This is a genomic window from Pseudomonas sp. GM49 (genome assembly GCF_000282355.1).
Classification (GTDB): Bacteria; Pseudomonadota; Gammaproteobacteria; order Pseudomonadales; family Pseudomonadaceae; genus Aquipseudomonas.
Genome location: NZ_AKJL01000147.1, coordinates 1 through 25,416 on the forward strand (window position 1 = coordinate 1; position 25,416 = coordinate 25,416).

The 25,416-nt window shown below is 58.7% G+C and carries 27 protein-coding genes; 14 read left to right on the forward strand and 13 right to left on the reverse strand.

Translation table 11 applies throughout. The annotated features are described in order from the left end of the window. Positions 1–36: 36 nt before the first annotated feature. The 3 genes from PMI29_RS15735 to PMI29_RS15725 all read right to left on the reverse strand — a co-directional run bounded on the left by PMI29_RS15735 (position 37) and on the right by PMI29_RS15725 (position 3,826). Positions 37–1,224: a pyridoxal phosphate-dependent aminotransferase gene (locus PMI29_RS15735; RefSeq protein ID WP_007997808.1), complete on the reverse strand. Its 1,188-nt coding sequence runs from the start codon at positions 1,222–1,224 to the stop codon at positions 37–39. A gap of 80 nt (positions 1,225–1,304) precedes the next feature. Further along, positions 1,305–2,465, reverse strand: a complete 1,161-nt coding sequence (locus PMI29_RS15730) for a glycerate kinase (RefSeq protein WP_007997809.1) — start codon at positions 2,463–2,465, stop codon at positions 1,305–1,307. A 239-nt stretch (positions 2,466–2,704) separates the two neighbouring features. Further along, entirely contained in the window at positions 2,705–3,826 is a 1,122-nt protein-coding gene (locus tag PMI29_RS15725; protein ID WP_007997810.1) for a sugar diacid recognition domain-containing protein, read from the reverse strand. 170 nt (positions 3,827–3,996) lie between these two features. Between PMI29_RS15725 and PMI29_RS15720 the strand changes: the two genes are divergently transcribed. From PMI29_RS15720 to rarD, 3 genes are all read left to right on the forward strand, one after another. Next, positions 3,997–5,307, forward strand: coding sequence for an MFS transporter (locus tag PMI29_RS15720; protein WP_007997811.1), 1,311 nt, complete (start codon positions 3,997–3,999; stop codon positions 5,305–5,307). 194 nt (positions 5,308–5,501) lie between these two features. After that, positions 5,502–6,515 (forward strand): aldo/keto reductase, encoded by a 1,014-nt coding sequence (locus PMI29_RS15715; protein ID WP_007997812.1) that lies wholly within the window; start codon positions 5,502–5,504, stop codon positions 6,513–6,515. Between the two features lie 191 nt (positions 6,516–6,706). Continuing rightward, positions 6,707–7,588, forward strand: coding sequence for an EamA family transporter RarD (gene rarD, locus PMI29_RS15710; protein ID WP_033052362.1), 882 nt, complete (start codon positions 6,707–6,709; stop codon positions 7,586–7,588). Positions 7,589–7,652: 64 nt separating this feature from the next. On the opposite strand, the gene hppD is transcribed toward rarD, so the two are convergent. Both hppD and PMI29_RS15700 read right to left on the reverse strand, forming a co-directional pair. Beyond that, positions 7,653–8,729: a 4-hydroxyphenylpyruvate dioxygenase gene (gene hppD, locus PMI29_RS15705; RefSeq protein ID WP_007997814.1), complete on the reverse strand. Its 1,077-nt coding sequence runs from the start codon at positions 8,727–8,729 to the stop codon at positions 7,653–7,655. Between the two features lie 250 nt (positions 8,730–8,979). Then, positions 8,980–9,936, reverse strand: a complete 957-nt coding sequence (locus PMI29_RS15700) for a DMT family transporter (RefSeq protein ID WP_007997815.1) — start codon at positions 9,934–9,936, stop codon at positions 8,980–8,982. Positions 9,937–10,013: 77 nt separating this feature from the next. On the opposite strand from PMI29_RS15700, the gene PMI29_RS15695 reads away from it, so the two are divergent. The 3 genes from PMI29_RS15695 to PMI29_RS15685 all read left to right on the forward strand — a co-directional run bounded on the left by PMI29_RS15695 (position 10,014) and on the right by PMI29_RS15685 (position 13,131). Further along, complete coding sequence (locus PMI29_RS15695; RefSeq protein ID WP_007997816.1) at positions 10,014–10,886, forward strand: LysR family transcriptional regulator; 873 nt, start codon at positions 10,014–10,016, stop codon at positions 10,884–10,886. 113 nt (positions 10,887–10,999) lie between these two features. Further along, the gene (locus PMI29_RS15690) at positions 11,000–12,532 is read left to right on the forward strand and encodes an EAL domain-containing protein (protein ID WP_007997817.1); all 1,533 of its coding nucleotides are present in this window, start codon (positions 11,000–11,002) and stop codon (positions 12,530–12,532) included. Between the two features lie 233 nt (positions 12,533–12,765). Next, the gene (locus PMI29_RS15685) at positions 12,766–13,131 is read left to right on the forward strand and encodes a histone-like nucleoid-structuring protein, MvaT/MvaU family (protein ID WP_007997818.1); all 366 of its coding nucleotides are present in this window, start codon (positions 12,766–12,768) and stop codon (positions 13,129–13,131) included. A 164-nt stretch (positions 13,132–13,295) separates the two neighbouring features. Here PMI29_RS15685 and PMI29_RS15680 read toward each other — a convergent pair whose 3' ends face one another. After that, positions 13,296–13,814: a DUF4946 domain-containing protein gene (locus tag PMI29_RS15680; protein WP_007997819.1), complete on the reverse strand. Its 519-nt coding sequence runs from the start codon at positions 13,812–13,814 to the stop codon at positions 13,296–13,298. Between the two features lie 144 nt (positions 13,815–13,958). On the opposite strand from PMI29_RS15680, the gene gloA reads away from it, so the two are divergent. Then, complete coding sequence (gene gloA / locus PMI29_RS15675; RefSeq protein WP_007997820.1) at positions 13,959–14,480, forward strand: lactoylglutathione lyase; 522 nt, start codon at positions 13,959–13,961, stop codon at positions 14,478–14,480. Positions 14,481–14,626: 146 nt separating this feature from the next. On the opposite strand, the gene ahpF is transcribed toward gloA, so the two are convergent. The 3 genes from ahpF to PMI29_RS15660 all read right to left on the reverse strand — a co-directional run bounded on the left by ahpF (position 14,627) and on the right by PMI29_RS15660 (position 18,003). Next, the gene (ahpF, locus tag PMI29_RS15670) at positions 14,627–16,189 is read right to left on the reverse strand and encodes an alkyl hydroperoxide reductase subunit F (protein WP_007997821.1); all 1,563 of its coding nucleotides are present in this window, start codon (positions 16,187–16,189) and stop codon (positions 14,627–14,629) included. 138 nt (positions 16,190–16,327) lie between these two features. Continuing rightward, positions 16,328–16,891 carry an alkyl hydroperoxide reductase subunit C gene (gene ahpC, locus PMI29_RS15665; protein ID WP_007975937.1) on the reverse strand — a complete coding sequence of 188 codons (564 nt, stop codon included), beginning with the start codon at positions 16,889–16,891 and terminating at the stop codon, positions 16,328–16,330. Between the two features lie 173 nt (positions 16,892–17,064). Continuing rightward, positions 17,065–18,003, reverse strand: a complete 939-nt coding sequence (locus PMI29_RS15660; RefSeq protein WP_007997823.1) for a site-specific integrase — start codon at positions 18,001–18,003, stop codon at positions 17,065–17,067. A 300-nt stretch (positions 18,004–18,303) separates the two neighbouring features. Here PMI29_RS15660 and PMI29_RS15655 point away from each other — a divergent pair, with 300 nt between their 5' ends. Continuing rightward, on the forward strand, positions 18,304–19,314 hold the full coding sequence (locus tag PMI29_RS15655) for a DNA-binding protein (RefSeq protein WP_007997825.1): 1,011 nt from the start codon (positions 18,304–18,306) through the stop codon (positions 19,312–19,314). Here PMI29_RS15655 and gorA read toward each other — a convergent pair. Then, a complete protein-coding gene (gene gorA / locus PMI29_RS15650; RefSeq protein ID WP_007997827.1) occupies positions 19,311–20,669 on the reverse strand; it encodes a glutathione-disulfide reductase in 1,359 nt (452 codons plus the stop codon). The two genes, PMI29_RS15655 and gorA, sit on opposite strands and share 4 nt — an antisense overlap. Before the next feature lie 130 nt (positions 20,670–20,799). Then, on the reverse strand, positions 20,800–21,639 hold the full coding sequence (gene galU / locus PMI29_RS15645; RefSeq protein ID WP_007975949.1) for a UTP--glucose-1-phosphate uridylyltransferase GalU: 840 nt from the start codon (positions 21,637–21,639) through the stop codon (positions 20,800–20,802). 289 nt (positions 21,640–21,928) lie between these two features. Between galU and PMI29_RS15640 the strand changes: the two genes are divergently transcribed. Further along, entirely contained in the window at positions 21,929–22,117 is a 189-nt protein-coding gene (locus PMI29_RS15640; RefSeq protein ID WP_007985505.1) for a hypothetical protein, read from the forward strand. A 135-nt stretch (positions 22,118–22,252) separates the two neighbouring features. After that, the gene (locus tag PMI29_RS15635; protein ID WP_007997829.1) at positions 22,253–22,534 is read left to right on the forward strand and encodes a hypothetical protein; all 282 of its coding nucleotides are present in this window, start codon (positions 22,253–22,255) and stop codon (positions 22,532–22,534) included. Positions 22,535–22,545: 11 nt separating this feature from the next. Here PMI29_RS15635 and PMI29_RS15630 read toward each other — a convergent pair whose 3' ends face one another. Beyond that, the gene (locus PMI29_RS15630; RefSeq protein WP_007997830.1) at positions 22,546–22,776 is read right to left on the reverse strand and encodes a hypothetical protein; all 231 of its coding nucleotides are present in this window, start codon (positions 22,774–22,776) and stop codon (positions 22,546–22,548) included. A 72-nt stretch (positions 22,777–22,848) separates the two neighbouring features. Next, on the reverse strand, positions 22,849–23,205 hold the full coding sequence (locus PMI29_RS15625; RefSeq protein ID WP_007997832.1) for a hypothetical protein: 357 nt from the start codon (positions 23,203–23,205) through the stop codon (positions 22,849–22,851). Positions 23,206–23,406: 201 nt separating this feature from the next. On the opposite strand from PMI29_RS15625, the gene PMI29_RS15620 reads away from it, so the two are divergent. The 4 genes from PMI29_RS15620 (at position 23,407) to alkB (ending at position 25,406) form a co-directional block, all read left to right on the forward strand. Then, complete coding sequence (locus tag PMI29_RS15620) at positions 23,407–23,709, forward strand: DUF1883 domain-containing protein (RefSeq protein ID WP_007900033.1); 303 nt, start codon at positions 23,407–23,409, stop codon at positions 23,707–23,709. A gap of 37 nt (positions 23,710–23,746) precedes the next feature. After that, entirely contained in the window at positions 23,747–23,914 is a 168-nt protein-coding gene (locus tag PMI29_RS32275) for a hypothetical protein (protein WP_007997834.1), read from the forward strand. Between the two features lie 117 nt (positions 23,915–24,031). Then, entirely contained in the window at positions 24,032–24,736 is a 705-nt protein-coding gene (locus PMI29_RS15615) for a 2OG-Fe(II) oxygenase (RefSeq protein ID WP_007997836.1), read from the forward strand. Next, positions 24,726–25,406 (forward strand): DNA oxidative demethylase AlkB, encoded by a 681-nt coding sequence (alkB, locus tag PMI29_RS15610; protein WP_007997838.1) that lies wholly within the window; start codon positions 24,726–24,728, stop codon positions 25,404–25,406. The genes PMI29_RS15615 and alkB overlap by 11 nt, the downstream gene beginning before the upstream one ends. Positions 25,407–25,416 lie beyond the last annotated feature (10 nt).

Sequence of the window (25,416 nt, forward strand, 5' to 3'; positions counted from 1 at the left end):
CTGGCGAAGCCAGCTGCTACAGGCCGAGTGGTGGCATCAGGCGCGGCGTGCTTCGAGCAGGTCCGTGGCACACAGCACGATGCGCCGGCAGGCATCCGCCAGTTTCGGCCGATCGACCACCAGGCCGATGCGGATATGCCCCGCCGCACTCGGCCCGAAGGCTTCACCGGCCAATACCGACACGCCGTACCCTTCCAGCAGCCGCTCGGCGAAATGCTGGGCCGACAACCCGGTGGGGCGCACATCGACCATCACGAACATGCCGCCATCGGGGCGGATCGCCCGCAGACCGGCGCAATGATCGAGACTTGCACACACCAGGTCACGACGCTGGCGATACTCTTCGCGCATCGAGGCCACTTCCGGCAGGTCCCGGTCCAGCGCCAACTGCGCGGCGTTCTGCACGAAATCCGGGATACCGAACAACATGCTGAGCGACAAGTTGACCAGATGCCCGGCCATGGGTTTGGGCCCGATCACCCAGCCCACTCGCCAGCCGCTCATGGCGTGGGACTTGGACAGGCTGTTGATCGTCGCCGTCCGTTCGGCCATGCCCGGCAGACTCGCCGGACTGATGTGCTCACCCTCGTACAGCAGATCGCTGTAGACCTCATCGCTGATCAGCCACAAATCATGGCGAATGCACAGCGCCGCCAGCTCCTGCCAGCTCGCCAGGGACAAACTGGCGCCGGATGGATTGTTCGGACTGTTGAGCAGGATGGCGCGTGTTTTCGGCGTGATCCGTGCCGCGACATCCGCCGGGTCGACGCGAAACCCGTTCTGCGGACGCACTGGCACCGGGACCACTGTGGCCGCACAAGCGCCGATCACGCCTTCATAAGTCACGTACATCGGCTCGGCGACTATCACTTCATCGCCCGGATCGAGCAGGCATTGCGCCACCGAATACACAGCGCACTGCGCGCCTGGAAAGACGATCACATGTTCTGCATCCACCGCCTGACCGCTACGGTGCCGATGCCGGCGGGCAATGCTGTCGCGCAGCCCTCGACTGCCGCGCACTTCAGGATAGTGCGTATCACCGGCCAACAGGCTGGCAATGGCCGCCTGGACAATCGGTTGCGGCGTGTCGAAATCCGGGTCACCGATCGACAGCAGCAAGACATCGACGCCCTGCTCACGCAACGCCAGCGCTCGATCGTGAATCTGCCAGGCCGCCGCTCCGTCACCGGCGATTCGTTGAGTCAAGGCTGAATAGCGCATGTCTTTCTCCTGTCGCGCGGGTGCTCCAGCCTCAACCCTATCTCAAATCAGGAAATGCGCCACTATTGCAGGGATGCCCTTTATTCTTCGGGCCCGATCCGCACCTGGGCCCTGGCCACCCGCCACACCCGCGCCACATCACTCGCCCGCTCACGCAGCAAGCGCGGTGCTTCGGCACAAGCCCGTTCCAGAGTCATCGGCCCGCTCGCCAGGGCAAACGCAGCGTCGATGCCATGTTCATAGAGCGCCTGATAACCGTCGCCCAGCGTGCCGGCAATGACGATGACCGGCACGTCGTGCTGCCTGGCGACACGCGCCACACCAAACGGCGTCTTGCCGCGCAAGGTTTGGGCATCGAAACGCCCTTCGCCGGTGATCACCAGATCGGCGCCTGCAACGGCGTCGGCCAGGCCCACGAGTTCGGCAACCACCTCGACCCCGGCCTTGAACTGCGCGCCCAGGAACGCTTTGGCGGCAAACCCCAGGCCACCCGCCGCGCCGCTGCCCGGTTCGTCGCGCACGTCGTTGTTCAAGGCAGTCGCGCAATGGTCGGCAAAGTGTCCGAGGGCGCGGTCCAGAAGTTCGACCTGCGCGGGCGAGGCGCCTTTTTGCGGGCCGAAAATCGCCGAGGCTCCGTGGGGGCCGCACAGCGGGTTGTTGACGTCAGCCGCGATGTCGAAGCGTACCTGCGCCAGACGCGGATCAATCTCGCTCAGGTCGACGCGGGCCAATTGCCCAAGGGCGAGGCCGCCCGGTGACAGCGTCTGCCCCTGAGCGTCCAGCAGTTTCACGCCCAAGGCCTGCATGGCACCGGCGCCGCCGTCATTGGTCGCACTGCCGCCAATCGCCAGGATCACCCGTTGTGCACCGGCATCCAGCGCGGCACGGATCAATTGTCCGGTGCCAAAGGTACTGCTGATGCACGCATCCCGTTGAGCCACCGGGACCAACTGCAAACCGCTGGCCTCGGCCATCTCGATGATCGCGGTGTGGCTCTGCGGCAACCAGCCCCAGGCAGCATCCACCGTCGGCCCCAGCGGCCCGCGAACCAGGGTGCGGCGCTGTTCGCCTTCGCACGCGGCCAGGATCGACTCGACAGTCCCTTCCCCACCGTCGGCCATCGGGCATTTGATCAATTGAGCATCCGGCCACACCTGCGCCAGCCCCAACGCGATGGCATCGGCCACGCCTTGAGCGCTGAGGCTGTCCTTGAACGAATCGGGGGCGATCACGATTTTCATGGGAATTCTCCAGTTCCAATGTCCCCATGCTGCCAGCAGGCATGAACAATAACGCCGGTCCGCTGCACAAGCGGCTTTGAGGATTATTGTTCATTTCCACAAAACCCGAGGTAGACGTTTCACCTGTAGGAGCGAGCTTGCTCGCGATGGAGGGTAACGATGACGCGGGAAATCAGACTTACCGCGGCGTCCTCTGGTTTTTCGCGAGCAAGCTCGCTCCTACAGGGGGATTTTGTCGCTCACGAAATTGAGTCTGACTCGGGGAGCAGTTGCACGCCGAGGTACAGCGCAAGCATTCCGTCGAGTCGCAAGGGATCAACCCCACTCAGTTCGGCAATCCGTTCCATTCGATAACGCAGGCTGTTGCGATGAATGCCCAGGGCATCGGCGCAGGCCTGGCTCTGGCCGTCGTGTTCGCACCAACTGCGCAGGGTCGCCAGCAACTGACCATTGCTGTCCCTGGCGATGACCTTGCGCAGCGGGTTGAGCAATTCGTCGAGGGCGTCGTCGTTGCGGTGGCGCCAGAGCATCACCGGTAGCCGATAGCGGGTCAGCGTCAGCAATCTGGAGCGCGGCAACACATCTCGACCGTAGGCCAGCAAGTCACCGACCCGGCGATAGCAGCGGCGCAAACCCGCCAGCCCATCGGCCTGACCACCCACGGCTATGCGCAGGATGTTCCAGCCCAGGCCGTCGAGTTTGTCCAGCAAGCGCTCGTTCTCGACCGACTGGCTGGCCGGCCGGCACCAGAGCAGCGAGGTTTTGGCTGAGCTCACGCACCAACTGTCGGGGTACCGGCTCGTCAACCAGGCACTGAGTGCCTCGACCGTTTGCCCGGGTGCGTGCTCCAGGCCCAGCTCGAAAAGGTACGGCACTCGGGTCATCTGTGGCTTGAGGCCCAACTGCTGCGCTTCATCGACCAGTCGCGGAGAATCCCCGGCTTCGCTGAGTAGCAACGCCAGCAAATCATCGCAGCGCTGGCGCCGCCATTGCTGTTCGGCCTGCTGGTTGCGCTGGCCCACCAGCATTTCGGCGGTCATGCGCACCAGTTCGGCGTAGGTGCGCAGTTGCTCGGGCTCGCCGGTGATACCCAGTACACCGATCAGGCGCTGATCAAGCAACAACGGCAGGTTGATGCCCGGTTGCACGCCCTTGAGATGAATCGCAGTCTGCGCATCGATCTCCACCACGCGGCCGTTGGCCAATACCAGTTGCGCGCCTTCATGCCGGGTGTTGACCCGCTCCGGCTCGCCGCTGCCCAGGATCAGGCCCTGGCTGTCCATGACGTTGACGTTGTACGGCAGGATGGCCATCGCCCGGTCGACGATGTCCTGGGCCAGGTCGTGATCGAGTTCGAACATGCAAGTGATCCTTGAAGACGGTGATGGAACGGGTTGTTCACCCGCACAGGCCTTGGTTGCAAACCCTGTGCTCAGGCACAAAGACAGCCACCCTGAGGGTGGTCGAGACTCTCCTGGCGATCAACGTTACCCTTTGCATCGCAAAAAATCATAATAAAGAGAGAGCCGCCATGACACAGAGCGCCGTAGCGTCCGACGCCATCGCTGACGACAAAAACGCCGTCTACAAACGCATTACCCTGCGTTTGATCCCCTTCATTTTCATCTGCTATCTGTTCAACTACCTCGACCGGGTAAACGTTGGATTTGCCAAGCTGCAGATGCTCGACGCACTGAAATTCAGCGAAACCGTGTACGGCCTCGGTGCTGGCATCTTCTTTATCGGTTACGTACTGTGCGGCGTGCCAAGCAACCTGGCCCTGACCAGGTTCGGCCCGCGGCGCTGGATCGCGCTGATGATGATCACCTGGGGCATGCTGTCGACCTGCCTGCTGTTCGTCACCACCCCGACCGAGTTCTATACCCTGCGTCTGTTCACCGGCGCCGCCGAAGCCGGGTTCTTCCCGGGCGTGGTGTTGTATCTCTCGCAATGGTTCCCGACCTTCCGCCGGGGCCGCATCATGGCGCTGTTCATGTCGGCGATTCCGGTATCCGGTCTGTTGGGTAGCCCGTTCTCTGGCTGGATTCTCAACCACTTCGCCGCAGGCCAGGGCGGTCTCTCTGGCTGGCAGTGGATGTTCCTGCTGCAAGGCATTCCAACCGTGATCCTCGGTGCGCTGGCTTATTTCCTGCTCAGCGACAGTTACGCCAATGCCAAATGGCTGACCCCGTTCGAACGTTCGGTGCTGGAAGCCGACCACGCCTTCGATCTGGCCAACAAACCGAAAACCACGACTGATTCGCTGCTGGCGGTGTTCAAGAACCCGGCGATCTGGGCCTTCGGCCTGATCTACTTCTGCATCCAGAGTGGTGTGTACGCGATCAACTTCTGGCTGCCATCGATCATCAAGAACCTGGGCTTCAACGATAACCTGGTAATCGGCTGGCTCAGTGCGATTCCGTACCTGCTGGCAGCGGTGTTCATGCTGATGGTTGGCCGCTCGGCGGACTTGCGCAAAGAACGTCGCTGGCATTTGGTGGTGCCGATGTTGATGGGGGCGCTGGGCCTGCTGATCGCTGTGAACTTCGCCGCCAACCCGGCCATCGCCATTCTCGGCCTGACCATCGCCACCATGGGCGCCCTCACCGGCCTGCCGATGTTCTGGCCGGTGCCGACCGCCCTGCTCAGTGCCGGCGCCGCTGCGGGTGGCCTGGCGCTAATCAACTCGATGGGACAGATGGCCGGCTTCCTCAGCCCGTATCTGGTGGGTTGGGTCAAGGACAGCACCGGTTCGACCGATGCGGCGCTGTACCTGCTGGCGGGTGTGATTGTCTGCGGCAGTCTGCTGGCGTTGCGCATGACACGCACCCTGCGCGCCTGATCACCGCCCCCCCTGTAGGAGCGAGCTTGCTCGCGATAGCGGTGTGTCAGCGACATTAATGCTGACTGATGCGCCGCCATCGCGAGCAAGCTCGCTCCCACAGTTTGATCCCGGCGTGTTCGATATTTCTGTTTGATCCATGCGACTGTTCTGGTATCTGATTGAGCCTTTCCCACTGGTAAAAGGATTTGCTCATGAGCTATCGCACACTGGGTCATTCGGGTCTGCAGGTGTCCACCCTGACCCTGGGCACCATGATGTTCGGCGAACAGACCAGCACCGAAGATTCCCTGCGAATCATCGACAAGGCCTGGGACCAGGGCATCAATTTCATCGACACCGCCGACGTCTACACCAACGGTCGTTCCGAGGAAATCGTCGGCGAGGCCATCGCCAGCCGCCGTCATGAATGGGTGCTGGCCACCAAAGTCGGCTTCGGTCCCGTGGACGGCATCCCCAACCGCAGCGGCCTGAGCCGCAAGCACCTGTTCAACGGCATCGATGCGAGCCTGACCCGCCTGGGCACCGACTACCTCGACATTTATTACCTGCACCGCGAAGACCACAATACGCCGCTGGAAGTCACGGTATCGGCCATAGGCGATCTGATTCGCCAGGGCAAAATCCGCTATTGGGGTCTGTCGAACTACCGTGGCTGGCGTATCGCTGAAGTGATTCGCGTGGCCGACAAGTTGGGGGTCGACCGGCCGGTAATCAGCCAGCCGCTGTACAACATCGTCAACCGCCAGGCCGAAACCGAGCAGATCACGGCTGCACAAAACTACGGTCTGGGCGTGGTGCCCTACAGCCCGCTGGCGCGCGGGGTACTCAGCGGCAAGTACGCGCCGGATGTGCAACCGGACGCCAACAGCCGTGCCGGACGCCAGGACAAACGCATCCTGGAAACCGAATGGCGCGTCGAATCCCTGCGTATTGCCCAGCAAATCCAGCAATACGCCCAGGAACGCGGTGTCGGCATCGTCGAGTTCGCGATTGCCTGGGTGCTGAACAACAGCGCAGTCACCTCAGCCATTGTCGGGCCGCGCACCGAGGCGCAGTGGGACGCCTACACTAAGGCGCAGGCGGTGAAGATCACGGCGCAGGACGAGGCGTTCATCGATTCGCTGGTGACGCCGGGACATGCGTCGACACCGGGGTTCAATGATGTGAGCCATTTTGTGTCGGGGCGTACACCTCGCAACACCTGAAAAAACACAAAACCTCTGTAGGAGCGAGCTTGCTCGCGATGGTGGGTCAGCTACATGGATGTCAACTGACCCACCATCGCGAGCAAGCTCGCTCCTACATTCAGACTGTGTTGATTGATTGGTCAGTATTCGGCCCGAAAACCACGTATCCTCCGCCCCCCCTGTTTCACCTTCAACATCGCGAGGACAGCTTGTCTAAAGGTATCGCTCTATCGGTTTCAGCCTCGGTGCTGTTTGCCGTCATGTATTACTACACGTCGCTGCTCACCCCCTTGAGCGGCGTGGAAATCTTCGGTTGGCGCATGCTGCTGACCGTGCCCTGCATGACCGTGTTCATGGTGTGGTCCGGGGAATGGAAACGCGTGCTCGAAATTGTGCGGCGCGCCATGGCCAACCCGAAACTGATTGGCGGGCTGATCGCCTCCTCTGCCCTGCTCGGCGTGCAACTGTGGCTGTTCATGTGGGCGCCGCTCAACGGCTACAGCCTCGACGTATCACTCGGTTATTTCCTGTTACCGCTGACCATGGTCCTGACCGGCCGCCTCGCCTATGGCGAACGCCTGTCCTATCTGCAAAAAATCGCCGTGGTGTTCGCCTGCCTGGGCGTGATCAACGAGGTGTATCAGGTCGGTGGTTTTTCCTGGGCGACCTTGCTGGTCTGCATTGGTTATCCGACCTACTTCGTCGTGCGCAAACGGCTGGCGGCGGACAATCTCGGCGGTTTGTGGCTGGACATGGCGTTGACGCTGCCGGTGGCCTTATGGTTCGTTCAGAGTGGCGCACAAGGTTTCGGTGTGTTTGACCAGCATCCATGGTTGTCGCTGTTGATTCCGATGCTCGGCGTGATCAGCGCGTCGGCGCTGGTGGTCTACATCATTGCCAGCCGCCTGCTGCCGTTCAGCCTGTTCGGCCTGTTGAGCTACGTCGAACCGGTGCTGCTGCTGGGCGTGGCGTTGCTGCTGGGAGAGAGTATCAAGGCCGGCGAATGGCTGACGTACATCCCGATCTGGATGGCCGTGCTGGTGCTGATGTTCGAAGGGTTCAAGCACTTGGTCCGACAGCGCAGAGCTTAAGGCCACGCAAAAACAAATGTGGGAGCGAGCTTGCTCGCTCCCACAGTTTTATCGGTGTAACGGTTTAGTCGGTGGAGAGAACGCCACGACGAACCTGGTCACGCTCGATGGATTCGAACAGCGCCTTGAAGTTGCCTTCGCCGAAACCGTCGTCGCCCTTGCGCTGGATGAACTCGAAGAACACCGGCCCCATCAGGGTTTCCGAGAAGATCTGCAGCAGCAGACGCTTGTCGCCCGACTCGGACGAACCGTCCAGCAAAATACCCCGTGCTTGCAGTTCGCCCACCGGCTCGCCGTGGTTCGGCAAGCGGCCTTCGAGCATTTCGTAGTAGGTGTCCGGCGGCGCGGTCATGAAACGCATGCCGATACTTTTCAGGTGATCCCAGGTCTTGAGCAGGTCATCGGACAGGAAAGCAACGTGCTGGATGCCCTCGCCGTTGAACTGCATCAGGAACTCTTCGATCTGCCCGGCGCCCTTGGACGACTCTTCGTTGAGCGGGATGCGGATCATGCCATCGGGTGCGGTCATGGCCTTGGAGGTCAGGCCGGTGTATTCGCCTTTGATGTCGAAGTAGCGGATTTCGCGGAAGTTGAACAGCTTCTCGTAGAAGTTGGCCCAGTAGGCCATGCGACCGCGATACACGTTGTGGGTCAGGTGATCGATGATCTTCAGGCCGGCACCGACCGGGTGACGGTCAACGCCTTCGATGAACACGAAGTCGATGTCATAGATCGAGCTGCCTTCACCGAAACGGTCGATCAGGTACAGCGGCGCGCCGCCGATGCCTTTGATCGCCGGCAGGTTCAGCTCCATCGGACCGGTTTCAATGTGAATCGGCTGGGCGCCGAGTTCCAGGGCACGCTTGTAGGCCTTCTGCGAATCCTTGACGCGAAACGCCATGCCGCACACCGACGGACCGTGCTCGGCCGCGAAGTACGAGGCCACGCTGTGGGGTTCGTTGTTGAGGATCAGGTTGATCGCGCCCTGGCGATACAGGTGCACGTCCTTGGAACGGTGGGTCGCCACCTTGGTGAAACCCATGATCTCGAAGATCGGCTCCAGGGTGTTCGGGGTCGGCGATGCAAGCTCGATGAATTCAAAGCCCATCAGGCCCATTGGGTTTTCGTATAAACCTGCCATGGTTGGCGCCTCATCATTTTTTATCAATTAACTAAGGTTAGTTGTAAGCAATGCTGAGACCGGTGGGTGGCGCACAGGAGATGCCCCGCACGCTGCGGGCGAGAAAATCACCGTAGATCAGTTGAAACCCGAATATCTTCATTGTCGACCCAAGGCTCTTGCGGGCGAGGCTTCTGCTGCCAGAAGACGATTATTATTGTATGCGTAAACCGATTCTACACAGCGTAAATGAGTTTGTCCGCCTTCTGTATCAAATCCCCTTTTTCCATGCTCGCGCAAGGGGTTTGTTGCAGAGGAAAATCCCCGCCAGAATCAGCCCGCCACCCAGGCACATGGCCAGCGTCAGCGGTTCATCCAGCAGCAGCGCGCCAAGGATCACTGCTGTCAACGGGTTCAAGGCAATGAACACCCCGGAACGCGTCGCGCCGATTTTGCGGATGCCGTCGTAGTAGCCAATGTACGCCAGCGCCGACCCCAGCACACCCAGGTACAAAAGACTCAACCATTGCGGCGCACCCAGGTGGGCAATCGCGGTGACACTCGCCTCGCCGCGGACAATGCAGGTCATCCAGAGCATGACGGTGCCCAGCAGAATCGACCAGGTCACCGTTTGCACCGGCCCCAGGGTCTGGTTCAGCTCTCTGGAGAACAGCGAGTAGACAGCCCAGCCGAGGACGCAGCCGAAAATCAGCAGATCACCGAGCCAGGCACCAGCACCGGCATCGACACCGCCGGCCAGTAATTGCGGGTTGCGACTGACGATCACCATGCTCGCGCCCGCGATGCAGATCGCAATACCGGCGACTTTCGCCCGGTTCAAACGCTCCTTGAACAGCAGCCAGGAGGCCATGCCGATCACCGCCGGATTCAGCGCCACAATCAAGGACGCCCGTGAAGCGTTGATGTATTGCAGGCCATAAAAGAAGCACAGGTTGTAAAAGAAGATCCCGAAAAAGCCAAGCAACAGCAATTGCCGCCATTGCCGGGCGCTGGGCCGGAGCAGTGGTATCCGCGCCACGCGTAAAAACAACAGCAACGCCACGCTGGCCAGTAAAAACCGCAGGCTGGCCGCCAGCAGCGGGCTGAGACTGTCGGCCAGAAAGCGTCCGGCAACGAAGGTACCACCCCAAACCATGGTGACCCCAGCCAGTTTCAGATACACCGGCAGATCAGATGGTTTTGACAGGGTTTGCTCGCAGATCGTCATAGATTCCAGGGCCGGATGTCGGAGAGATGACGTATCATTCGGCTAATACCCAGTCATCGTAAAATGAGTAAACACTCATGACCCTCACTCAACTGGAGATTTTCTCCCTCGTGGCCGAACTGCGCGGCTTCACGGCAGCGGCCAATCGCCTGGGAATCTCCCAATCGGCGGTGTCCCATGCCTTGAAGTCCCTGGAGCTGGAGTTGGGTGTCGAACTGTTGCGCCGGCATCAATCCCAGGTCGAGCTGAGCGACATTGGCCAGCAGTTGTTGCTGCGCGCCCGGGCGATGCTGGGCCTGGCCAACACCCTGCGCCAGGAAGCGGCCGATGCAAGGGGCATGAAACGCGGCACGTTGCGTATCGGCTCCTTCGGCCCGACCTCATCGATCAAATTGTTGCCGTTGATCCTGCAGCAGTACCGCGCCGCCCATCCCGGTATCGAGGTGCATATCGACGAAGGCCCCGACCGCCAGGTGCTGCAGTGGCTGGAAGAGCGACGGATCGACATCGGCTTTGTGGTGTTGCCCGAGGAGCGTTTCGACACGGTCGCGCTGATCGAAGACCAGATGGTCGCGCTACTGCCCGCTGGCCACCCGCTGGCGGGTCACAACAGCCTGAGCCTGAAGGATCTATGCGATTTTCCGTTTGTGCTGACCGAGGCCGGTTCTTCGGAGCTGGTTTCACGCCTGTTCACCGCGGCCCGACTGACGCCCAACATCCGTTATCGCTGCTCGCAGTTGATCAGCACCCTGGATGTCGTCGCTCGGGGTGACGGGGTGACGGTGGTTGCCGAAGGTTCATTGCCCAATCAATTTGACAGCCGCTGTGTGAAAAAACAGCTGTCGCCGGCGGTGTTGCGCCAGGTTGGCCTGGCGGTACTCGATCGACGCCAGGCATCACCCGCGACGCTGGCCTTTATCAAACTGGCCGAAAGCCTTGATTTGCGTTGAGCGGCATAACCGTCAACGGCCAACTATCATAGCCCATACCCTAACTCTTCATGGGAGGCGTTTTTACCCTGCCATCAATTGAGAGCCTTACTTCTTCGTGACAGGACTCGCGAATGCCACTGAAAGCCAAAACCCGCAGTCGCAGCACAAAAGTTGCTGTCACTCTGATCAGTGGATTGCTCCCGGTGTTGCTGGGGGCCGCCATTCTTTACATGCAAGCGGGCCATGCGCTGAAGCAAAGCACCGAGCAAACCGCCGAAGAAGCGATTCGCCAGTTCGACTTGATGCTCGACAACACCGCCCAGGCCACTCGCGAACTGCTGCCGCTGGCCGGTCAAAGTTGTGGCGACGTCAACTTGTCTCTGCGCGAGCAGGTCACTCGTCGCCCATTCGTGCGATCAACCAATCTGGCGTGGGACAACAACCTCTACTGCAGCTCGTTGTTCGGCGACTATCAGGAAAAGGTCAAGCCCGGTGAATACACCCAGGGCGCCTTATGGCTCATGAGCGGCAATGCGGTGACGCCCGACACCGCCGTGCTGGTGTACCGGCTGAGCGAAGGCAAAAAAGGTGCGCTGGCGACCGTCGATGGTTATCACTTGAGCAATATTCTGCGCCTGATAGGCCGCAAGACCATGCTATTGCTGCAAGTTGGCCCGGACTGGATGTCCGCCGACGGCAAGGTACACAGGGACGCTGCGCCCGAACTGCCCGTTGCGCAAAGTCGATTGACCTCCGGGCGCTATGCCTATGCGGTGCAAGCCGGCTTCCCCGAAGGCGAAACCTGGCGATACATGAGCAACGAGTATCCACCGCTGTTCAGCCTGTTGATTTTCTTCGGTGTGATTGCCGGTTCAATTGGTCATGTCCTGCAAAAGCGCTCATCGGCACCCACTCAGGAAATGCAACGGGCACTGGAAGCTGCAGAGTTCATTCCGTATTTCCAGCCCGTAGTACATGGGGACAGCAAAAGCTGGTCCGGCGCTGAAGTGCTGATGCGCTGGAAACATCCGAAGGAAGGCCTGGTGCGTCCGGACCTGTTCATCCCGTTTGCCGAGCATTCAGGATTGATCGTGCCGATGACCCGCTCGCTGATGCGTCAAACCGCCGCCCTGCTCGCGCCGCAATCCGCCAGATTCAACAAACCGTTCCACATCGGCATCAACATCACCGCCAGCCATTGCCAGGACCTGGAGCTGATCAAGGATTGTCGCGAGTTTCTCAATGCATTCGAACCGGGCTCGATTTATCTGGTGCTGGAACTGACCGAGCGTGAACTGATCGAGCCCACGGCCATTACCCTGCAATTGTTCGAGCAACTTCGCGAACTGGGCGTGAAAATCGCCATCGACGACTTCGGCACGGGTCACTCAAGCCTTGGCTACCTGCGGCAGTTCAATGTCGATTTTCTGAAAATCGACCAGAGTTTTGTCGCCATGATCGGCATCGACACACTCTCCAGCCACATCCTGGACAGCATCATCGAACTGGCGGTCAAGCTCGACCTTGCCCTGGTGGCCGAAGGAGTCGAAACCCGTGAGCAGAGCGATTACCTGAGCGTACATCGGGTCAACTTCCTGCAAGGTTATCTGTTCGGCAAACCCATGCCGGGTGCTGAATTCATTAGTGCATTAAGCAACCATTAACTAGCGGATTTAACCGACAAAACAGCGATTACACGCACCAATTTGAATCAAAACACTACTGTCGTTACATGAAGAAAAAGCCAGGATTTACTCTTGGCCAATTAACTACTACAATTTTCCATGCCTGCGCTAAATTGGCAGGTGAGCCACTATCACCGAGTCGCTTCAAGGCTCTTGGCTTATAGCTTTGTTTGCGGTTGGTATCAGCCAAACACACTATTGGAGTAAAGATATTGTCCAGACTCGCTGAATTCCGTGCAGCCGAAAAGGCCCTTCAAGAACAGCTCAAGCAGTTGGAATCCTTGAAGAACGATGCCGGGCTCAAGAAAGAAATCGAATTCGAAGAAAAGCTCCAGGGTTTGATGAAAACCTATGGCAAGAGCCTGCGCGATATCATCGCCATTCTCGATCCGAACCCGGCAAAATCCGGCCTGCAGCAGGCAATCGCACCTAAAACCCGTCGTGCCCGTGTGGTCAAGGTTTATCAGAACCCGCACACCGGCGAGCTGATTGAAACCAAGGGCGGCAACCACCGCGGCCTGAAAGCCTGGAAAGAACAGTACGGTGCAGCCACCGTTGATTCCTGGCTGCGCGGCTAACTCTCGCAGCGACAAAAAAGCCCTGCTCATGCAGGGCTTTTTCATGGGCTATCTAAATGCCGGAGGGCAGGCGCCGGACAATTACCTAACAGCCAACAACTTTGTGCTTAATCCATTTGGGTATCTAAAATTTTCTTCATGCATCGAAAAAGCACTGTCGCTTACTAAAGTTTCAAGCTGTTACGGGCAGCGTCTATTTCCTCCTGGCTCGCCTTATAAGCCTCGGCCTGCCCTGCGTAGGAAAGAACATAGGCCTTATCGGCATCCACCGCGGCCACCAATGTTTGAGAAAGCACATGCCTGCCGTTTTGCGTGATGGTGCAGGTTGTTTCCAGCGCAACCAAACGACTCAACGTAGTCGAATGTATTCGCGTGCAAACACTTTGGTACCCGCCCTGAAAGAAGTCTTTTTGTACTGACTTGCGCATCTCCAGCAATACGCCTTCAAGGTTCACCTGATGATCGCTTTGCACCTGACTCATGGTCAGCTCCATCACCATGACCGGCGAGCCATTCTGATCATTTTTCACCGCCCGCTGGCGGCTGACTCCCGGCGCCGATTCAGGCACGACTTCGACCTGCCAGCCTTCCGGCCAGGTCACCACCGGCGCATCGGCACGAGCGGCGCCCACCACCGAAAGCACGCTTAGCAGGATGAACAGCAGTTTACGGAATCGAATCATTGCAATGGGCACTCAAGGATCAAGCCGTAAAGTCTGGGCCCAGGCCGGCTGTCAGGCAATAGCCGACTGTTTGGGTTTGGTGATGTCCGAACCCTTGCGTATCATTGTCGCCATTCGTTAGCCCACATATTTCCCGGAGGGCCCATGAGCCTGCACGAATTGAACACCTTCCCCGGCGTCACCGCCCAACCGGACGCCGCTACACAGAAATTTGTCTTCAACCACACCATGCTGCGGGTCAAGGACATCACCAGGTCCCTGGACTTCTACACACGCATCCTGGGTTTTACCCTGGTGGAAAAACGCGATTTCCCGGAAGCCGAGTTCAGCCTGTATTTCCTGGCGCTGGTGGACAAAAACCAGATCCCGGCCGATGCCGCCGCGCGCACCGAGTGGATGAAATCGATCCCCGGCATTCTGGAACTGACCCACAACCACGGCACCGAGAACGATGCGGATTTCGCCTACCACAATGGCAACACCGACCCGCGCGGTTTCGGCCACATCTGCATCTCGGTGCCGGATATCGTCGCCGCTTGCGAGCGCTTTGAAGCACTGGGCTGCGATTTCCAGAAACGCTTGAGCGACGGCCGCATGAAGAGCCTGGCATTCATCAAGGACCCGGACGCCTACTGGGTCGAGATCATCCAGCCAGCTCCACTTTAAGCCACACCGCAAATCCCCTTGTGGGAGCGGGCTTGCTCGCGATAACCCGGAGAACACCGCGGGGCATCTGCCAACCAGCGTTATCGTTGACGACCATCGCGAGCGAGCTCGCTCCTACAGGGGTTTTGTGTTTTCAGCGCCGGGGTTTATGCCGGGGCGGACGTGCGGATCAAGTGATCGAAGGCACTGAGAGAAGCTTTGGCGCCCTCGCCCACCGCGATCACGATCTGCTTGTATGGCACAGTGGTCACGTCGCCGGCGGCGAACACACCCGGCACCGACGTTTCACCGCGAGCGTCAACGATGATCTCGCCACGCGGTGACAATTCGATCGTGCCCTTGAGCCAATCGGTGTTCGGCAGCAGACCGATCTGCACAAAGATCCCTTCCAGTTCCACGCTGCGCAATTCGTCACTCTGACGGTCCTTGTAGCGCAGACCGTTGACCTTCTGACCGTCGCCGGTGACTTCAGTGGTTTGCGCACTGGTGATCACGGTGACGTTCTGCAAGCTGTGCAATTTGCGCTGCAATACCGCATCGGCACGCAACTGCACATCGAATTCCAGCAGCGTGACATGGGACACGATACCGGCCAGGTCGATGGCCGCTTCGACGCCGGAATTGCCGCCGCCAATCACCGCTACGCGCTTGCCCTTGAACAGTGGACCGTCGCAGTGCGGGCAGTACGCCACGCCTTTGTTGCGGTATTGCTGCTCGCCCGGAACATTCATTTCACGCCACCGCGCACCGGTCGCCAGAATCACGGTTTTGGCTTTCAGCGATGCACCGCTGGCGAAGTGAATCTGGTGCAGCTCGCCATTTTTGCCGGGCACCAGTTTGTCGGCACGTTGCAGGTTCATGATGTCCACGTCGTATTGCTTGACGTGCTCTTCCAGGGCCACGGCCAGTTTCGGCCCTTCGGTTTCCTGCACCGAGATAAAGTTCTCGATGGCCATGGTGTCCAGCACCTGCCCACCAAAACGCTCCGCCGCGACACCGGTGCGAATGCCCTTGCGGGCCGCATAGATTGCCGCCGAAGCACCAGCGGGGCCACCGCCGACCACCAGCACATCAAAGGCTTGCTTGGCGCTGATTTTCTCGGCCTGGCGTTCGATGCCGCTGGTGTCGATTTTGGCGAGGATTTCTTCCAGGCCCATGCGGCCCTGGCCGAAATTCACGCCATTCAGATAAATGCTTGGCACGGCCATGATCTGGCGATCATCGACTTCAGCCTGGAACAGCGCGCCGTCGATGGCGACGTGGCGAATGTTCGGGTTCAGCACCGCCATCAGGTTCAGGGCCTGGACCACGTCCGGGCAGTTCTGACACGACAGCGAGAAGTAAGTCTCGAAGTTGAACTCGCCTTTGAGCGAGCGAATCTGTTCGATCACCTCGACACTGGCCTTGGACGGATGACCGCCGACTTGCAGCAAGGCCAGCACCAGCGAAGTGAATTCATGGCCCATGGGGATGCCGGCAAAACGCAGGCTGATGTCGGCTCCCGGGCGATTGATCGAGAACGATGGCTTGCGTGCATCATCACCGTTGTCGAGCAAAGTAATCTGGGTGGAAAGACCGGCAACGTCTTTCAACAGTTCGAGCATTTCCTGGGATTTCGCACCGTCGTCGAGGGAAGCAACGATCTCGATCGGCTGGGTGACCCGTTCCAGGTACGATTTCAACTGGGCTTTAAGATTGGTGTCCAACATACGGGCGATTTCCTTTTGCTGTTTCATATAAAGCAGGCATAAAAAAACGCCCGAGCGAATCTCGCCCGGGCGTTTTTATTGGGCGGTGCAGCTTACCGAACAGGTGCGGAGTTCCGCCCTGATGAAGCGATCACAGACTTAGATCTTGCCGACCAGGTCCAGGGACGGCGCCAGAGTGGCCTCGCCTTCTTTCCACTTGGCAGGGCAAACCTGGCCAGGGTGAGCAGCGACGTACTGGGCAGCCTTGATTTTGCGCAGCAGCTCGGAAGCGTCACGGCCTACACCGCCGTCGTTCAGTTCAACGATCTTGATCTGGCCTTCCGGGTTGATTACGAAGGTGCCACGGTCAGCCAGACCTGCTTCTTCGATCAGCACGTCGAAGTTGCGGGAGATGGCGTGGGTCGGGTCGCCGATCATGGTGTATTGGATTTTGCCGATGGCTGGCGAAGTGTTGTGCCAGGCAGCGTGGGCAAAGTGGGTGTCGGTGGAAACGCTGTAGATCTCGACGCCCAGTTTCTGGAATGCGTCGTAGTTGTCTGCCAGGTCTTCCAGCTCGGTCGGGCACACGAAGGTGAAGTCGGCCGGGTAGAAGAACACTACAGACCACTTGCCTTTCAGGTCAGCGTCCGAGACTTTTACGAAGTCGCCATTTTTGAATGCGTCAGCTTTGAACGGTTTAACTTGGCTGTTGATGATAGGCATCGTTGACTCTCCGTCAGGGGTTAAGAAGTTGATGGAGAGAACTTTACTCACTCGACGGACGGTTGGCTCATTGGCAAACCTCATGCTGCTGATTGGCTTTCGCTATTAGCCGACTGTATTAATAGAAGAAAACGGTATCCAGGATTTTTTGTAGCAGCAGGCTTCGCCAGCTGTTATGGATCGCGTGGATCCAGGGCGATGTGAGTCATGCCGAGGAACGGACTGACTTCGATGTAACGCATGGCCGACTTCATGTCCTTCCAGCCTACATAACTCATCAGGGACTTCAAATCCCAGCCACTCTGATGCGCCCAGGTGGCAAAACCACGACGCAAGGAGTGACTGGTGTAATGCTCGCCGGCAATCCCCGCGCGCGCCAACGCTTGGCGCAGTAGCGGAATCACACTGTTGGCGTGCAGTCCCTCCTCGCCCAGATGCCCCCAGCGGTCGATGCCACGGAACACCGGCCCACGCACCAGTGCCGCCTCGGTGATCCAGTCAATATAAGCCTGCACCGGACACAAGCGTTGCAAGGCCGGCGTCTGATACGTCTTGCCGAGGTTATCGCGATCACTCTTGCTGCGCGGCAGATAGAGGCTGATGCCGAAACCGGCACTTGCCTGCACATGCTCAACCTGAAGCCGACACAACTCATCGCTACGAAAGCCGCGCCAGAAGCCCAGCAGGATCAACGCCATGTCGCGCCTGGCCCGCAGCAATCCCGGTCGGTCACCTTCGGCCCTGGCGGTTTGGACTTCCAGCTCCAGACAACTGACCACCTGTTCCAGATGCTTAAGCTGCAAGGGTTCGGCTTGTTTTTCCTGAGCCGGGTGCAGCGCGCGGATGCCCTTGAACACCTTGCGCACCACCGGCGCCTTGGTGGGATCGGCAAAGCCCTGGCTGTTGTGCCACTGCGCCAATGCCGACAAACGCAGTTTCAGCGTATTGATCGACAACACGCCGGCATGAGCCACCAGATAGCGCGCCACGCTGTCACCGGTTGCCGGCAGAAAACCGCCCCACGTGACTTCGAAGTGTTCAATGGCTGCCCGATAACTGCGACGGGTGTTGTCGCGAGTCGCGGCTTGCAGATAGCGATCCAGATCGCTCATAGGAAATGAACCTGTTTTGACCGACTGTAGGAGCGAGCTCCGGGCGGAGATCCGACGATGATCGTTAACGATGACGCTGGTTGGCAGGTGCCCCGCGGCGGTCTCGGGTTTTTCGCGAGCTGGCTCGCTCCTACAGGGTTTGTGTACGGAAATCGCGCGAGGAATACCTCGAAACTGCGATCACACGGGGTAATACCAGTATATCCCGTGTTAGTTATATTCAGTATTTAATTTCATGAATTGAATGGTACAATGTGTATTTACGTGGTACGTACCACATTGCAAAACACAGGAGAACTCATGGCACGCGGCGGTGTAAATAAAGCGGTGGTGCAAGCCGCCCGGTTGGCGATCCTCGCCCGTGGCGAAAACCCCAGCATCGATGCCGTACGGATCGAGATGGGCAATACCGGCTCGAAAACCACGATTCATCGCTACCTCAAGGAACTCGATGTCAGGAACGAATCGGTCGAAGCACCGGCGGAACCGATTGACGACGAACTGATGGCGCTGGTGTCGCGACTCGCACAAAGACTCAAGGAACAGGCACAAGAGCCCATCGACCAGGCCCGCGCGCAGTACGAGGAACAACGCAAGACGCTGGAAAAGCAGCTCAGCGAAGCGCAAGAGGCCAACAGCGAACTGCACCAGCAATACGAGTTTCAGAGCCTGGCGCTGACCCAGGAGTCCGAGGCCCTGCAAGAAACCCGCGCCATGTTGCAAACGGAGCAAACCCGCAACGCCGGGCTGAACCAGGCGCTGGCGGATTTCGAATTGCGCTTGAAAGACAAGGACGAGCAGATCCGCTCCCTCGAGGAAAAGCACCTGCACACTCGCGATGCGCTGGAGCACTACCGCAATGCGGTCAAGGAACAGCGCGAACAGGAAATGAGCCGCCACGAAGGCCAGGTGCAACAGCTACAGATGGAACTGCGCCAGGCACAACAAAGCGCTCTGGTACGCCAGGATGAAATCACCCAATTGCACCGTGACAATGAACGCTTGTTGACTGAAAACCGCGGCACACTGCGCGAGCTGAGCCTGCTGCAAGAGCAGCTCAAGCAAAGCAACACCCGTCAGGATCAGTTGCTGGAACAGGCCACCCGCGTCGACGGCGAGCGCACCCTCCTCCAGGAACGCCTGCGCGTCGCCCTGCTGGAAAGTCAGGCACTCAAACAGAACGTCGATGAACAGTCGCAGATCAACAAGTCACTGGAAATTGATTTAGCCAGGACCCGGACGGATCTGGAAGAACGCGTACGTCTGGCCGCGACCCTTGCGGCAGCGGCAGACGCAGCGAAGGACGATTAACCGGCGACCGGCGTGCGCATGGTGACGAACTCTTCGGCGGCCGTCGGGTGCACGCCGATGGTTTCGTCGAAGTCGCGCTTGGTGGCGCCGGCCTTCAAGGCAATCGCCAGGCCCTGGACTATTTCACCGGCATCCGGGCCGACCATGTGACAGCCCAGCACCTTGTCAGTCCTGGCATCCACTACCAGCTTCATCAGCGTGCGCTCCTGACATTCAGTCAGGGTCAACTTCATCGGCCGGAAGCGGCTTTCGTAGATCACCACTTCGTGGCCGGCTTCGCGGGCCTCTTCTTCGGTCAAACCGACGGTACCAATGTTGGGCAGGCTGAACACCGCCGTCGGGATCATCTTGTAATCCACCGGACGATACTGCTCAGGTTTGAACAGGCGTCGCGCAACCGCCATGCCTTCAGCCAGGGCCACCGGTGTCAGTTGCACGCGACCGATCACATCGCCCAGTGCCAGGATCGACGGCTCGGCGGTCTGGTACTGCTCATCGACCTCGACAAAGCCTTTCTTGTCGAGTTTGACCCCGGTGTTTTCCAGCCCGAGATTGTCCAGCATCGGACGACGCCCCGTGGCGTAGAACACGCAATCGGCTTCCAGCTGGCGGCCATCCTTGAGCGTGACTTTCAGGCTGCCATCGGCCTGTTTGTCGATGCGCTCGATATCCGCGTTGAATTGCAGGTCCATGCCGCGCTTGGTCAACTCTTCCTGCAAGTGTTTGCGCACGGAACCGTCAAAGCCGCGCAGGAACAATTCGCCCCGGTACAGCAGCGTGGTCTCTGCGCCCAGACCGTGGAAAATCCCGGCGAACTCGACCGCAATGTAGCCACCGCCGACCACCAGCACACGCTTGGGCAACTCTTTGAGGAAGAACGCCTGGTTGGAACTGATCGCGTGCTCATGCCCCGCAATCTCCGGAATCTGCGGCCAGCCGCCGGTAGCGATCAGGATATTTTTGGCGGTAAAACGCTCTCCGTTGATCTCGACCTGATGCGGATCGACGATCCTGGCGTGACCTTCATGCAAGGTCACGCCACTGTTGACCAGCAGGTTGCGATAAATGCCATTGAGGCGATTGATCTCGCGGTCTTTGTTGGCGATCAGCGTCGCCCAGTCGAACTGCGCTTCATCCAGGCTCCAGCCAAAACCGGAAGCCTGCTCGAAGTCTTCGGCGAAATGCGCACCGTAGACCAGCAATTTTTTCGGCACACAGCCGACGTTCACACAGGTACCGCCCAGGTAGCGGCTCTCGGCCACGGCTACTTTCGCGCCAAACCCGGCGGCAAACCGCGCAGCCCGCACACCGCCGGAACCGGCACCAATCACATAAAGGTCAAAATCGTAGGCCATTTTCAATCTCCTCGGCAGGTGACCAGCATACCCGTAGACATTTGTGGGGCAAGCGCTGCAGACGATATGGGGCTGGAAAATGAAAAAGCCACCCGTAGGTGGCTTTTCGATACAAACAGGCCGCCGGCTATCAGTAAGCCTTGCCCGTCTTGTAGAAGTTCTCGAAGCAGAAGTTGGTCGCGTCGATGTAGCCTTCAGCGCCGCCGCAGTCGAAACGCTTGCCCTTGAACTTGTAGGCAATCACGCAACCATCCTGCGCCTGTTTCATCAGGGCGTCAGTGATCTGGATTTCGCCACCTTTGCCTGGCTCGGTTTGTTCGATCAGGCTGAAGATGTCCGGCGTCATGATGTAACGACCGATGATCGCCAGGTTCGACGGGGCATCTTCCGGCTTTGGCTTCTCGACCATGTTGCGCACGCGGTACAGGTCGTCACCAATCAGGTCGCCGGCAATCACGCCGTACTTGCTGGTTTCTTGCGGGTCGACTTCCATGATCGCGACGATGGTGCAGCGATACTGCTTGTACAGCTTGACCATCTGCTTCAGTACGCCGTCACCTTCCAGGTTGACGCACAGGTCATCCGCCAACACCACGGCGAACGGCTCGTCGCCGATCAGCGGACGACCGGTCAGGATCGCATGACCCAGACCTTTCATTTCAGTCTGGCGAGTGTAGGAGAACGAGCACTCATCCAGCAGACGGCGGATGCCGACCAGGTATTTCTCCTTGTCGGTGCCCTTGATCTGGTTTTCCAGCTCGTAGCTGATGTCGAAGTGGTCTTCCAGGGCGCGCTTGCCGCGACCGGTGACGATGGAGATTTCGTTCAAGCCGGCATCCAGTGCCTCTTCGACGCCGTACTGGATCAGTGGCTTGTTCACCACCGGCAGCATTTCTTTGGGCATGGCTTTAGTCGCTGGCAGGAAGCGAGTACCGTAACCGGCTGCTGGGAACAAGCATTTCTTGATCATATAAGTCCTTGTAAGGCTGTGCGTGTACGAGTTTCGGCGCAGTCTAATCAGGCGGCGAGCACCTTACAATGCCCCGCTCTGGCTAACCGATGCCAACATAGAGAAATAATCTTGCCGATAGTTCCCTGCGGGAGTGCGCAGGTCACTGCGCAACCTCTTATACATAGCAGAGACTTGCGCAATTGCACGGCTTCACTGACCCGGAACGCCCCACCATACGCCCATCGGCACCCGTTGAGTGCGTTTGGCGGTATCATGGCGCGCTTGAACCAGACAACGAGGCAAACAGATGTCGGCAGTAAAAAGCGTCAACGGATTCCTGATCAATCAGGAGAAAGACGGTCAATGGTGGGTAGCCAGTGTCGCCGGTGAAAATATCGCCGGACCTTTCCCTTCCGAAGCCTTGGCAATCGAAGTGGCCTCGGTGCTGGAGCTTGAGCACCCGGAACCCAAGCGACGCGGCAAGGACAAAAGCTGAGCGACGCCCAATGCGACAAGCCCTGCCATTGCGCAGGGCTTTTTTATGAATAAATGCAAAGGCGTGGCCTTTGGCTATAACCTTTTGCCTGCGACGCTGTCTCAGCCTTAGCCCCCCCCTGACGACGACCACGCCATGAAAAAATTTTTGCCTCTGATCGCAATACTGGCCCTGAGTGGCTGCGCAACGTCGAAAGAAACCTACCTGGGTAACGGAGAGCAAGGTCTTTCCATTGACTGCTCCGGGGAAGCCAATTCCTGGGCAGCGTGCTACGAAAAAGCCGATGCGTCCTGCGCTGGCACCGGCTACAGGATTGTCGGAACCGATGGCACACCCTCGCTCAGGGAGAGCGAAAAGACTCTCGGCGTCGACGTCGGCAACTACAAGAGCCGCAACGTCGTGGTGATCTGCAAGTAAGGCGCCGCGCCCTACATATGGATTTCGGCGAATTTGATGCCAAGCCCGCGCACGGTATCGATCAGATCATCCAGGCGACTGAAAGACTCGACTTCATCATTGTCATCCACCAGGAAATAGCTGCGCCCGGCGCTTTTCTTGAAAAACACGATCCATTCTCCCCGCTCCGCCGGATTCTGAATCACATGGGTGGCGCAGATTACCCCCTCTGCATGACGTTCCCGGACCTGCTCTCGCTTCATAGTCGACTCCAGAAATAACAATGCCGCCAAAGCAAGGCTTGGGCGGCATCGGTGCTGATTGTCGATAGTTTATCAGCCGGAAATGCACTCGTTGGCAGCATTCTGTACGTCCATGGGGCGTACCGGGACATTGGACATGCTCTCGTGCAGCTTGATGCTGCTGCCGCCCGAGCGTTCTTCAATGTCGAATACGGCAGACGGCCCCGAGGAATACTTGAGTGGCACGATCACACGCAAACCATCCTTGTGCGGCTCGATCTGCAAGGCGCCACGGCTTTCGGCCAGCTTTTCGCTCAGACATTGCGCGTACTCATGGGGCTTCTTGCCAGAAATCACGTTCATCGTCGGCAGGGACTCGTTGATTTCCGAGACGTTCGCACAACCACTCACCGTCAATGCCATCGGCAACAACCACAAACCCCACTTCATACAAATCCTCCAATAAAGACCCTCGGACAGCGCAGGTGCGATTTTTCTCCGAGACAAACTGCTTTATCGCTCATCAAACGTGAAATAAGCGTTTTTAATTGTCAGAGCGGCCGGATAATAAGGCGTTCGGGCTGATAAACTGCGCCAATCGCCCATGCTATCGTTTTGATTTTGTAGAAAAAGCCCTTCTGGAGGCGCCTCATGAAATTTATCCATCAGCGCGAGCACCTCAATGAAGACGACATTGTCGTCATTCAATGCTCCCAAATGTGCAACATCCGTTTGATGAACGACGCCAACTTCCGCAGCTTTAAAAATGGCGGCCGTCACACCTATCACGGCGGTGCATTCGACACGTTTCCGGCCCGCATCACCGCCCCTAGCACCGGTTTCTGGAACATCACGATCGATACCGTAAACCGTCGCCCTATCAGCGTGACCCGCAAACCCACCCTGACTCACTCGATCAAAATCATTCGCCGCTCCAGCTCGAAACTGAGCTGAACAACGAACCCGAAACAAAAGACAGGCAGATACGACCGTGGCCCAAACGACCAAGTACGTCATCAAATACAAACTCAATGGCGAACGCCGCTTCGAGTTTGCCCAGCTTGAAAACGGCACCACCGAAGAAGCCAAGGCAGCGCTGGATGCCATTCATGGACAGGACGATGTCATCAGCGAAATCAGCGTCAGCAAGGCGCTGTAACGCGAACCGGGGCGACAATGGACGTCAGCTCCCGCTCGCAATTGGACCGCAAGCGCCGGAGTGCCTGCTTCATCTTTGCCTTCCAGACTGGCCACCTCAACAATAAGAGGCCTGGCAATGAGCGAGCAATATCTGGACAGGCTGGACTGGCCCCGGCTGGAACAGCAACTTGATCAGGACGGTTACGCCGTCATCCCGTCCCTGTTGAGCCACAAGGCTTGTGAGCAAGTCAGCGCCTTGTACCCTCGAACCGAGCTTTTTCGCTCCCACGTGGTGATGGCTCGCCACGGATTTGGTCGAGGCGAATACAAGTATTTCAGCTACCCGTTACCGGAACTTGTGGCCCGCTTGCGCAACGCGTTCTACCCACGACTGGTGCCCATCGCCAATCGCTGGCATGAACAGATGGGTTTGCCCAGCCGCTTTCCTGAGTCTCATCAAGCCTTCATCGAACGCTGCCATGCCGCCGGTCAGAACCGTCCGACACCGTTATTGCTGCAATATGGTCCGCAGGACTACAACTGTTTGCACCAGGATCTGTACGGTGAGCACGTTTTTCCGCTGCAAGTGGCGATTCTGCTGTCGGACCCGGATAACGACTTCACCGGTGGCGAATTTGTCCTGACTGAACAGCGCCCGCGAATGCAGTCACGCCCGATGGTCATAGGTCTGAAGAAAGGTGACGGCTTGATCTTTGCGGTCAACCAACGGCCGGTCAAAGGGACTCGCGGTTACTACCGCGTGACCCTGCGCCACGGCGTGAGTCGCCTGCACAGCGGTAAACGGCATACCCTTGGAATCATCTTTCACGATGCGCTATGAGCCCATGAATCCGCTGACTTTCGATCTGTTTGCCGATGCAGAGCCCGAGCAACAGCCCAGGCGCGAGCAGATCGGCGAACAGTCATACGTGCTGCGAGGCTTCGCCCTGCCCTGGCTGGAGCGCTTGCTGCCTGCTCTGGAGGCGGTGCTGGCGGCCGCGCCGTTTCGGCAGATGGTCACGCCCGGCGGCTTCACCATGTCGGTAGCCCTGAGCAGTTGTGGCACATTCGGCTGGACCACTGACCGCAGCGGTTATCGATACACCCTTGATGATCCACAAACCGGTCAGCCCTGGCCAATGATGCCCGAGGTGTTTCTCCAACTGGCACAAGCGGCGGCACTGGCAGCGGGGTTCACCGATTTTGCGCCAGACTCCTGCCTGATCAACCGCTACATCCCCGGGGCAAAAATGTCATTGCATCAAGATAAAGACGAATATTCCTACGCCGCCCCCATCGTTTCGGTATCGCTGGGCTTGCCGGCGATGTTCCTGTTCGGCGGCTTTAAACGCAGCGACAAAAATCAACGCGTTCCCTTGCTGCATGGCGACATCGTGGTCTGGGGTGGTGTGGATCGCCTGCGTTATCACGGTGTGTTGCCGATCAAGGATGGCCATCACCCGAGACTCGGCGGGCAACGCATCAATTTCACGTTCCGTACCGCCGGATAAAAGCTTCGAA